Here is a 10,834-nt window from a genome sequence, read left to right as displayed (position 1 = left end):
TATCTCTAGAATGTTAGTGGCGGAGAAAATCCCCATAGAGAAAAGATTTACATTATAAATATTCTATAAGTGCGTGTTCAAAAAGGAGGATGAAAAGGACCGAGAAGTTCGAGGCAGTGAAGCTTTGGGTAGCGGAACGTATGCAGTTAAAACGTGAGCAACAGAAAAGCGAGCCAACGAGCTTCCACAGGATGTGGTGACTTCTACTTTGCCCACAGGACGTGGGTGGTTTTAGTAGAAGGTCCTCTATAGATGTGTCATTTTCACCGGACTTTTTGAACATCCTCTATAAGGCTGGTTCATCTTATTAGTTATACAATTGTATGTCATGTACAATAGTATTAACATAAGGAATCAGTCTTTTAATATGGATAATAGATGAAAAGGTGAAATAGATGGCAGTGAATAAAAAAGATGTAATCAAGTTATTGGAAAAAATTGCAATATATTTGGAATTAAAGGGTGAAAATCCATTTAAAATATCCGCATATAGAAAAGCTGCACAAGCATTAGAACGAGATGACCGGTCTCTGTCGGATATAGAAGATTTTACGAAGATAAAAGGAATTGGGAAAGGGACAAGCGCAGTGATTGTGGAATTCATCGAAAGGGAACAATCGGAAGTGCTTCAGCAATTGGAAAAAGAAGTTCCTCAGGGTTTAGTTCCATTATTAAACCTCCCAGGAATGGGCGGAAAAAAGTTAGCTAAACTATATCAGGAACTCCATGTAACCGATGCTGAATCATTAAAAACGGCATGTGAGGCAGGTGAAGTGGAAAAGCTTTCCGGATTTGGAAAGAAAACCGCAGAAAAGATACTGGCTGCTTTACAGGAGGCGGGAAGCCGGCCGGAGAGGTTACCGATTTCCAATATGATACCTGTGGCAGAAAAAATAGAAGCATATTTAAAAACGTTGAAGGATGTGGAGACATTTTCGCTGGCGGGAAGTTTGCGCAGGATGAGGGAAACCATTAAAGACCTCGATTTTATCATTGCAACAAATAATCCAGAATCCGTTCGTGATCAATTACTTAATATTCCAGAAATAAAGGATGTTGTTGCAAAAGGAAGTACAAAGGTTTCCTTAACCATTGATGATGTATATGATATTAATGTGGATTTTAGACTCGTATCAATTAATGAATTTGCAACGACCCTTCATCATTTTACAGGTTCCAAAGACCATAACGTTGCCATGAGACAATTGGCGAAATCCCGGGGAGAAAAAATAAGTGAATACGGGGTTGAAAATGAAGAAACAGGTGAAATTGCAACTTTTTCCAGTGAAGAAGAGTTTTTTTACCATTTCGGTTTAACCTATATTCCTCCTGAAGTTCGGAAAAACACAGGAGAAGTAGAAGCCTTTCAGGAAAATTATCCTCTCATTGAGCTGGATGATATAAAGGGTGATCTCCACATGCATACGACATATAGTGATGGTGCTCAATCCTTAGAAGAAATGGTGCAACAAGCACGGCAGAAAGGCTATTCGTATTTGGCGATTACCGATCATTCGAAGTATTTGCGTGTTGCGAATGGGTTGGATGAAGTCCGTTTACGAAAACAGCGAGAAGAGATATACAAGTTAAATGAAAAGCATAGGGATATTCATATATTTGCAGGAGTTGAAATGGATATATTACCTGATGGAAGCTTAGATTTCTCTGATGAATTTCTAAGAGAAATGGACTTTGTCATTGGCGCTATTCATTCTAGTTTTAAGCAATCGGAAGAACAAATTATGGACAGACTATACGCAGCTCTAGAAAACCCGTATGTATCCTTAATTGCCCATCCGACCGGAAGATTAATTGGAAGACGTGATGGTTATCAAGTTGATGTCGAGAGACTTATTGAAAAGGCAAAGCAAACCAATACTGCTTTAGAGATTAATGCGAATCCTAATCGCCTGGATTTGTCGGCTGAATGGGTTAGAAAAGCACAAGAAGCCGGTGTTTTATTGGCAATTAATACAGATGCCCACAGTTATCAAATGCTCGGCCACATGAATTATGGGGTTGGAACAGCAAGAAGAGGCTGGATTCATAAAGATACAGTCATCAATACATGGGATAAAGAAAAATTAATCAGCTATTTCAACCGGAATAAATCGTTTTAAAGGAGTATATAAGCATGAACGAACGAGTTCTTCGTGTATTAGAATTTCATAAAGTTATAGAACAATTAATCAATCAGGCAGCTACATCCATAGGAAAAGACTATGCATCGAAATTAAAACCTTCCTCCAATATAGAAGAAGTAACAAGGCTGCAGGATGAAACGGATGAAGCTTCACAAATCATTCGGTTAAATAAAACGATACCCTTAGGCGGAATAACGGATATCCGTATGAGTGTGAAGCGAAGTGTTATTGGTGGCAGTCTATCAACAGAAGAGTGTCTTGATGTGGCAAATACGATTTATGGCGGCCGTCAAGTTAAAACATTTATTGAAAATCTGGAAGAAGGTTTGCCTATTTTAAAAGAACTCGTGGAACGCATTACCCCACTGCGCGAGCTGGAGCGGCAAATTAAAAATTGTATCGATGACCACGGTCAGGTGATGGACAGTGCATCCTCTGCATTACGAAGCATTCGTACTTCGATTCGAACACTGGAAGGAAGAGTTAGAGAAAAGCTGGATAGCTATACGAGAACGAATAGCAAAATGTTGTCGGATGCTATTGTAACCATTCGAAATGATCGTTATGTATTACCAGTGAAGCAAGAATATCGGGCTGCAATTGGTGGAATCGTGCACGATCAGTCCTCATCCGGCCAAACTCTTTTTATGGAACCAAAAGCAGTTGTGGACTTAAACAATCAATTACAGGCTGCCCGTGTAAAGGAAAAACAGGAAATTGACCGGATTTTAAAAGAACTCAGTGCATCCATTGCAGAACAAAGTGAATTTTTATTTGAAAATGTTTCGGTTTTAGCAAAAGTCGACTTTATTCATGCAAGAGCACTTCTGGGAAATCAGATGAAAGCATCCAAACCTGAAATGAATGACCAGGGAATCATTAAGATGAAGCAGGCACGCCACCCGTTAATTTCTTTTGATGAAGTCGTACCAAATGATATTGAAATTGGGGACTCCTACACATCTATCGTTATTACAGGTCCAAATACAGGGGGGAAAACCGTTACACTGAAAATGGTCGGTTTATGTACATTAATGGCTCAATCAGGATTACAAGTTCCTGCGCTCGATGGATGTGAACTTGCAGTCTTTAAAGAAGTGTTTGCGGATATTGGGGACGAACAGTCGATTGAACAGAACTTAAGTACTTTTTCATCCCATATGACAAATATAGTCGATATTATTAAACATGTTGACAATGAATCACTTGTCTTATTTGATGAATTGGGGTCAGGTACAGACCCTGGTGAAGGTGCAGCACTTGCCATGGCCATTTTAGATGAAGTCATTTTAAGAGATGCTCGTATCATTGCCACAACTCACTATCCTGAATTAAAGGCGTATGGTTATAATCGTGATCATGTGATTAATGCTTCCGTTGAATTTGATGTGGAAACTTTACAGCCGACATATCGGTTGTTAATAGGAGTTCCAGGAAGAAGTAATGCATTTGAGATTTCCAAACGATTAGGGTTAGATGAGCCAATTATCGAACGTGCGAAGGGACTTGTCGGAGTAGATTCGAAAAGTGTGGAAAACATGATTTCTTCTCTGGAACAATCGCAACTTTCTGCAGAAAAGGATTATCAAAAAGCTCACGAAGTATTGCTGGAAAGTGAAAATTTACGGGAGCAGCTGGAAAAGGAATGGAAACAATTCCAGAATAAACGCGAAGAACTTTTTAAAAAGGCCGAAGAAAAGGCTGAAAATGCGGTAGCGAAAGCCCGGGAAGAAGCAGAAATAATTGTTGATGAAATCAGGAAAATGAAATCCAATGTAGACATGAAGGAACATGAATGGATTGAAGCGAGAAAAATGCTGGAAGAGGCTAAGCCAAGCCTCACAAATAAAAAAGAACATCAACAGATTTCTCCGAAAGAAAGCAATGAACTTCAAGTTGGAGATGAAATAAAATTATTAACAGTAAATCAAAAGGGAGAAGTATTGGAAAAAGTAAGTGAAAATGAATATTTGGTGCAAGTAGGAATCATGAAGGTGAAAGTCAAGCGTAAAGACCTTCAATTATTAGGAAAGCCAAAACAAACCTTTGAAAAACCGGTTGCTACCATTAAAGGAACCAATTATCATGTAAAAACCGAATTGGATTTACGTGGAGAGCGATATGAAGATGCACTGTTAAAACTGGAAAAATATATTGATGATAGTTTACTTGCTGGTTATCCGAAAGTATCGATTATTCATGGGAAAGGAACCGGTGCCTTACGTAAAGGAGTACAGGATTTTGTGAAGAACCATCCTAATATTGCTTCGTCGAGACCAGGTTCTAGTGGTGAAGGCGGCAGTGGAGTAACGGTCATCGAATTTCGCTAACGCAATTTCTCTTCATTTTGTTAGTTTAGCTGTATATTGGTTTGACAAAGAAGAAAATTAGCCGCGTCCTTTACAATGCTAAGAATTGTGGATAGCATCTAAAAGTTCATTGTAACTGGGAAGTGGCTATTTTCATGCTAAGGTACAAGTGCTGTGGATGAAGGATTTGAATAAGAGATGCGATTATAAAGAAGGCTTAAGGCTTAGAGCAGAAGGGGGAGTTAGTTTATGGAGATGTTTTGGGAAAGTGTAGTCGTCATCACTGCAGCAAGGTATAGTGTTGTTGTATTATGTACATTAGTTTTTCTGGCCATTTTTGAAGTAGTTACGTCCTATAAAAATTGGGAAGAGATAAAAAATGGGAATTTAGCTGTTGCTATGGCAACAGGGGGGAAATTATTTGGAATTGCCACGATTTTTCGCTATTCCATTGAGCACAACGACACGATTTTTCAAAGTATCGGATGGGGAACGTTTGGTTTTATCTTGCTGCTGCTTGGTTATGTTATTTTTGAATTTTTAACCCCATCTATTAAGGTGGATGAAGAGATAGGGAAAGGAAATAAAGCAGTAGGATTCATATCCATGATGATATCTATTGGGCTTTCATTTGTTATTGGTGCAAGTATTTTATAAACAGAATGGTAGAGGAGAATAAAAATGGTCTTTGAAAGGTTAGCAAAGATTTTGATTGTTGTAGCAGTAGTTTTCTTTATCGCGGGTATTATTTATTTTCTATAAGAGGTTGTTCAAAAAGCCCGGTGAAAATGACACATCTATAGAGGACCTTCTACTAAAACCGCCCACGTCCTGTGGAAGCTCGTTGGCTCTCTTTTCCGCTCCTCATGTACCTTTTGATGTACATTCCGGTGCCGGGAGCTTTCACCGCCTCGAACTTCTCGGTCCTTTTCATCCTCCTTTTTGAATACGCACTATAATGATAAAAAAAATTAAATAAAATTTCTAAAAATAGAAATTTATCGGTATAATGATTATAATAAGACTAAAGGAGGAATGCAAATGGAGAAGAAAAGATGGCATGATCATTATCCGAGCGAAATACCTGTTAGCATAACATATGCTGAAAAGCCGTTGCATTTTTTTCTGAAGGAAAGCGCACAACGTGATGGGGAAGAAATTGCACTTCATTTTATGGGAAAGGAAATGACATATTCCGAACTTTACCTGCAATCTAAAAAAATGGCAAATTACTTTCAGTCACTTGGGTTAAAAAAGGGTGATAAAGTAGCTGTCATGCTTCCAAATTGTCCGCAATCCGTTATTAGCTATTATGCAGCTTTATTGGCTGGTGGTGTCGTTGTTCAAACGAATCCACTATATACCGAAAGGGAACTGGAATTTCAATTAATCGATTCGGAAGCAAAGTTTATGGTGTGTTTAGATATTTTATTGCCAAAGGTCAAGAAAGTACGAGGGAATACAGATGTCAAGCATACTATTGTAACGGGGATTAAAGATTATTTGCCTTTTCCAAAGAATTTGATTTATCCTTTCATACAAAAACGGGAGTATAATATGGTCGTTAAGGCAGAACAGACAGAGGAAACACATGTATGGACAAAAATGGAGACTGCCAGCGATGATTATTTAGAGGTGGAAATCAATTCAAAGGAAGATTTGGCGCTTCTCCAATATACAGGTGGGACAACTGGAAATCCTAAGGGTGTTATGCTGACTCATTATAATTTAGTTGCCAATGTACAAATGTGTAAAGCCTGGTTGTATAAAACAAAGAACAAACGTCAATCTGTATTAGCAGTCCTTCCATTTTTTCATGTGTACGGGATGACAACAGTAATGAATTTTTCAGTATTACAAGGATCTAAGATGATATTGATGCCTAAGTTTAATACGAACGACATTTTGAAAACGATTTCAAAGCAAAAGCCGACGCTTTTTCCTGGTGCGCCAACCATTTATATTGGACTGTTAAACCATCCGGAGTTGTATAAGTATGATTTATCGTCCATTGAGGCGTGTTTAAGTGGATCAGCCCCACTGCCCCTTGAAGTGCAGGAGGAATTTGAGAAATTAACCGGAGGAAAATTGGTGGAGGGCTATGGATTGACTGAATCATCGCCTGTTACCCATGCGAATTTTATATGGACGAAGAGAGTGAATGGTAGTATAGGAGTGCCATGGCCGGATACGGATGCTAAAATTTTTCGTGTGGATTCCGAATTGGAAGAAGCAGAGGTTGGTGAAGTGGGTGAAATAGCTGTAAAAGGTCCACAGATTATGAAGGGATACTGGAAAAACCCCGAAGAAACAGAGAAAGTATTAAAAGATGGCTGGCTATTTACTGGAGATTTAGGTTATATGGATGAGACTGGATATTTTTATATTGTCGATCGAAAAAAGGATATGATCATTGCAAGCGGCTATAATATCTATCCAAGGGAAGTAGAGGAAGTATTATATGAGCATAAGGCCATTCAAGAAGCAGTTGTTACTGGTGTTCCTGACCCATACCGTGGTGAAACCGTAAAAGCATATGTGGTGCTAAAAGAAGGATATCAAGTAAGTGAAGAAGAGTTGAATGCCTTTACAAGAGAAAATCTTGCTGCATATAAGGTTCCTAAAATATATGAATTTCGTGATGAATTGCCAAAGACTGCAGTTGGTAAAATTCTTAGAAGAAAATTAGTGGAAGAAGAAAAAGAAAGAGTCTAAAAAACCTGTATTGTTTCTTTTTTTACACTATTTTCGGACAAGCTTTGTATTGACATGATGAATTTGTTTCGTTTAGTATGAAAGTATGAATGATTATTCATTCATTGTATGCAGGATATAGGGGAGAAACCTCATGTTGAATAACTCTTTTAAAGTATAAGGAGAAAAAAAATGAAAAACAATCGGCCTAAGTATCATCAAATCATTGAAGCGGCTGTTAAAGTGATAGCTGAAAATGGGTATCATGGTTCACAAGTTTCTAAAATAGCAAAAGCAGCAGGAGTCGCAGATGGAACGATTTATCTTTATTTTAAAAATAAAGAAGATATATTAATTACGATGTTTAAAGAAAAGATGGGGCAGTTTATAGAGAAAATTGTAGATCAAACGAGTAAAAAGAAACATGCGGATGAAAAGCTATTAACATTAATCGAAATGCATTTCAGCCAGCTATCAAACGATCATCATCTGGCTATCGTCACACAGCTTGAATTAAGGCAATCGAATTACGAATTGCGTCTGGAAATCAATAAGGTCCTGAAACCTTATTTGACGGTGATTGATAACATTGTTGAGGATGGTATAGAAGAAAACATATTCCGGGAAGATTTGAAAACACCGTTAGTAAGACAAATGATATTCGGAACAATGGATGAAATGGTTACAAACTGGGTGATGAAGGAATGCAAGTATGATTTATTAGAAGAAATAGATCAAGTACATCAGTTATTACTTGGCGGAATTTGTCGAATAAAAAAATAAGTTTAAATTTTGACTAAATTCTATTACAATATAGAAAAGGGGGGAGAGTATTTGGGGAATTTCCGATTAGAACGTAGTAATCATGTTGCACACCTTACGATTCAAAGTCCTCCAGCTAATGCATTATCTAGTAAGCTATTAAGTGAACTAGATGAGAAACTGGATGAAATTGAAAAGGAAGAAACCATGAAGGCAATGGTTATCAAAGGAGAAGGGAAGTTTTTTTCTGCAGGAGCAGACATAAAAGAATTTACTTCTCTTCAGAACTCTTCTGATTATCAATCCTTTTCAGAACGAGGGCAGAAGTTATTTGATCGAATAGAGAATTTCTCTATTCCTGTGATTGCAGCTGTACACGGTGCTGCTTTAGGTGGAGGACTGGAACTGGCCATGTCCTGCCATATGCGGATCGTTACAGAAAATGCTAAATTGGGGCTGCCTGAAATTACACTTGGGATTATCCCTGGTTATGCCGGAACGCAACGTTTACCTAGATATGTCGGAAATGCAAAGGCTTACGAAATGGTGTTGACAGGTGAACCGATATCTGGTAAGGAGGCATATTCGTATGGTTTAGCTAATAAAGCGGTGAGTGAAGAAGAACTAGTTCCGGTAGCAACCAAATTAGCAGAAAGAATTGCTTCCATGAGTAAGCCTGCAACTCAACAATTGATGCATTTGGTTCTTTCTTCAAAATCAGAACCATTTGATCGAGGTGTGCAGGAGGAAGCAATTGCTTTCGGGAAGGTATTTGGATCTGCTGATGCGAAAGAAGGAGTTCAAGCATTTTTAGAAAAACGCAAACCTAATTTTCAGGACCAGTAACCATTTTGAACAGATAAAGGAGGATTTCTAGATGAATATTTACGTACTATTAAAAAAGACCTTTGATACGGAAGAAAAAATTGTTGTATCAAATGGAGCGATTGAAGAGGACGGCGCAGAATTCATTATTAACCCATATGATGAGTATGCGGTGGAAGAAGCTATAAAACAGCGTGATGAGCATGGCGGGGAAGTAACGGTTGTAACCATTGGCGATGAAGACTCTGAAAAACAATTGCGAACAGCATTAGCAATGGGTGCCGATAAAGCTGTGTTGATTAATATAGAGGAAGATTTGGAAGAAGGAGACCAATTTACAACATCGAAAATATTGGAAGCGTTTTTCAAAGATAGAGAAGTGGATCTAATTTTAGCTGGGAATGTTGCCATTGATGAAGCGAGTGGACAAGTAGGACCTAGAGTTGCTGAACTGCTGGGAATTCCATATGTGACGACCATAACGGATTTAAAGATAGATGGAAACAACGTTAATATAGAAAAGGATGTCGAAGGTGATGTAGAAGTCATTGAAACGAAATTACCGTTGCTCGTAACATGTCAGCAAGGTTTAAATGAACCACGGTATCCGTCATTACCAGGAATTATGAAAGCGAAGAAGAAGCCGCTGGAAGAACTGGAACTGGATGATTTAGATCTGGAGGAAGATGATGTGGAACCGAAAACAAAAACCATCCATGTATTCCTGCCCCCTGAAAAAGAAGCTGGAAAAGTTTTAGAAGGTGACGTACAAGACCAGGTGCAGGAATTAGTATCCCTGCTAAAAAATGAAGCGAAAGTACTTTAATAGTGAAGGTAGAAGGGAGAGAATGACATGAGTGAAAAAGTATTAGTTATTGCAGAAACGAAAGAAGGAGAAATTCGTAACGTAACATTTGAAGCAATTGCCGCTGCAAGAAAGATAAAACAGGATGCTGAGATTGTTGGTGTAGTAGGTGCCGATGATGATTTGGAGAATTTAGCTCAAGAACTTATTTACTATGGTGCAAACCGAGTGGTAACCGTAAAAAGCGATAAATTGAAATCGTATACATCAGAAGCTTTTGGTCAGGCGGTCCTTGCAGTAGTGGAACAGGAGTCCCCGGATGGTATTGTTATGGGGCACACTTCTATCGGCAAAGATTTATCACCAAAACTGGCCAGTAAATTAGATACCGGTTTAATATCCGATGCAGTGGATATTGAGGTGGATGGGGAACAGCCTGTATTCATAAGACCAATCTATTCCGGTAAGGCTTTTGAAAAGAAAGTGATTACTTCTGGAATGCCTTTTGTAACAATTAGACCGAATAATATTACTGCTTTAGATCGGGATGCTTCCCGTACTGGTGATATAAGTCAAGTTGAAGTGAATATTAAAGATTTACGTACAATTGTAAAAGAGGTTGTTCGTAAGACATCTGAGGGTGTTGACTTATCGGAAGCAAAAGTGATTGTTGCTGGTGGTCGAGGTGTGAAAAGTGCTGATGGGTTTAAGCCTCTTTATGAGTTAGCAGATGTATTAGGCGGGGCAGTCGGTGCTTCTCGTGGAGCATGTGACGCAGACTACTGTGATTACTCCTTGCAAATTGGGCAAACAGGTAAGGTTGTAACCCCGGACTTATATATAGCAGTTGGAATTTCCGGAGCTATTCAGCATCTTGCTGGTATGTCAAATTCCAAAGTAATCGTTGCAATTAACAAAGATCCAGAAGCAAATATCTTTAATATTGCTGATTATGGTATTGTTGGGGATTTGTTTGAAGTGATCCCAATGTTAATAGAAGAATTTAAAAAAGTAGCAGTTAGCTAACAACACATAGCAGCTCCATTATTATAGATAAAAAAATAGCATATAAATTTACAGCCTAAACAGTTTAGTGGTTTAGGCTTTTTTAATCAGGTTTTTTAAAGGTGTTTTTGCAAGTTTTCCAAAAAACGGGACTGTAGCAACTCACCCACCGAAAAGATTAGTTGCTTATTTCAGGATAACGTTATTAATATTTTATATAGACTTCTGATTTATTTAATTACAGGTATTCTATCACTACGGAAATACACTATTGTGTTGCTCTCGCTTGT

At 38.2% G+C, this 10,834-nt stretch carries 8 protein-coding genes; all 8 read left to right on the top strand.

Going from position 1 to position 10,834, the window contains the following annotated elements; translation table 11 throughout:
• Positions 1 to 395 precede the first annotated feature (395 nt).
• Positions 396 to 2,120, top strand: coding sequence for a DNA polymerase/3'-5' exonuclease PolX (polX, locus tag GMJ66_RS19805; protein WP_156292046.1), 1,725 nt, complete (start codon positions 396 to 398; stop codon positions 2,118 to 2,120).
• A 14-nt stretch (positions 2,121 to 2,134) separates the two neighbouring features.
• The gene (locus tag GMJ66_RS19800; RefSeq protein WP_156292045.1) at positions 2,135 to 4,474 is read left to right on the top strand and encodes an endonuclease MutS2; all 2,340 of its coding nucleotides are present in this window, start codon (positions 2,135 to 2,137) and stop codon (positions 4,472 to 4,474) included.
• Between the two features lie 228 nt (positions 4,475 to 4,702).
• Entirely contained in the window at positions 4,703 to 5,110 is a 408-nt protein-coding gene (locus GMJ66_RS19795) for a DUF350 domain-containing protein (protein WP_156292044.1), read from the top strand.
• Positions 5,111 to 5,488: 378 nt separating this feature from the next.
• Entirely contained in the window at positions 5,489 to 7,168 is a 1,680-nt protein-coding gene (locus GMJ66_RS19790) for an AMP-binding protein (RefSeq protein WP_156292043.1), read from the top strand.
• A 171-nt stretch (positions 7,169 to 7,339) separates the two neighbouring features.
• On the top strand, positions 7,340 to 7,930 hold the full coding sequence (locus tag GMJ66_RS19785; protein WP_156292042.1) for a TetR/AcrR family transcriptional regulator: 591 nt from the start codon (positions 7,340 to 7,342) through the stop codon (positions 7,928 to 7,930).
• A 51-nt stretch (positions 7,931 to 7,981) separates the two neighbouring features.
• A complete protein-coding gene (locus GMJ66_RS19780; protein ID WP_156292041.1) occupies positions 7,982 to 8,755 on the top strand; it encodes an enoyl-CoA hydratase in 774 nt (257 codons plus the stop codon).
• 31 nt (positions 8,756 to 8,786) lie between these two features.
• Positions 8,787 to 9,560, top strand: coding sequence for an electron transfer flavoprotein subunit beta/FixA family protein (locus GMJ66_RS19775; RefSeq protein WP_156292040.1), 774 nt, complete (start codon positions 8,787 to 8,789; stop codon positions 9,558 to 9,560).
• Between the two features lie 27 nt (positions 9,561 to 9,587).
• The gene (locus GMJ66_RS19770; protein ID WP_156292039.1) at positions 9,588 to 10,565 is read left to right on the top strand and encodes an electron transfer flavoprotein subunit alpha/FixB family protein; all 978 of its coding nucleotides are present in this window, start codon (positions 9,588 to 9,590) and stop codon (positions 10,563 to 10,565) included.
• The last annotated feature ends 269 nt before the right edge of the window (positions 10,566 to 10,834 follow it).

Source organism: Oceanobacillus salinisoli (assembly GCF_009733865.1).
GTDB lineage: Bacteria > Bacillota > Bacilli > Bacillales > Amphibacillaceae > Oceanobacillus > Oceanobacillus salinisoli.
The sequence above is the reverse complement of the archived record's forward strand: the minus strand, read 5'-3'. Positions and strand labels throughout refer to the sequence as shown.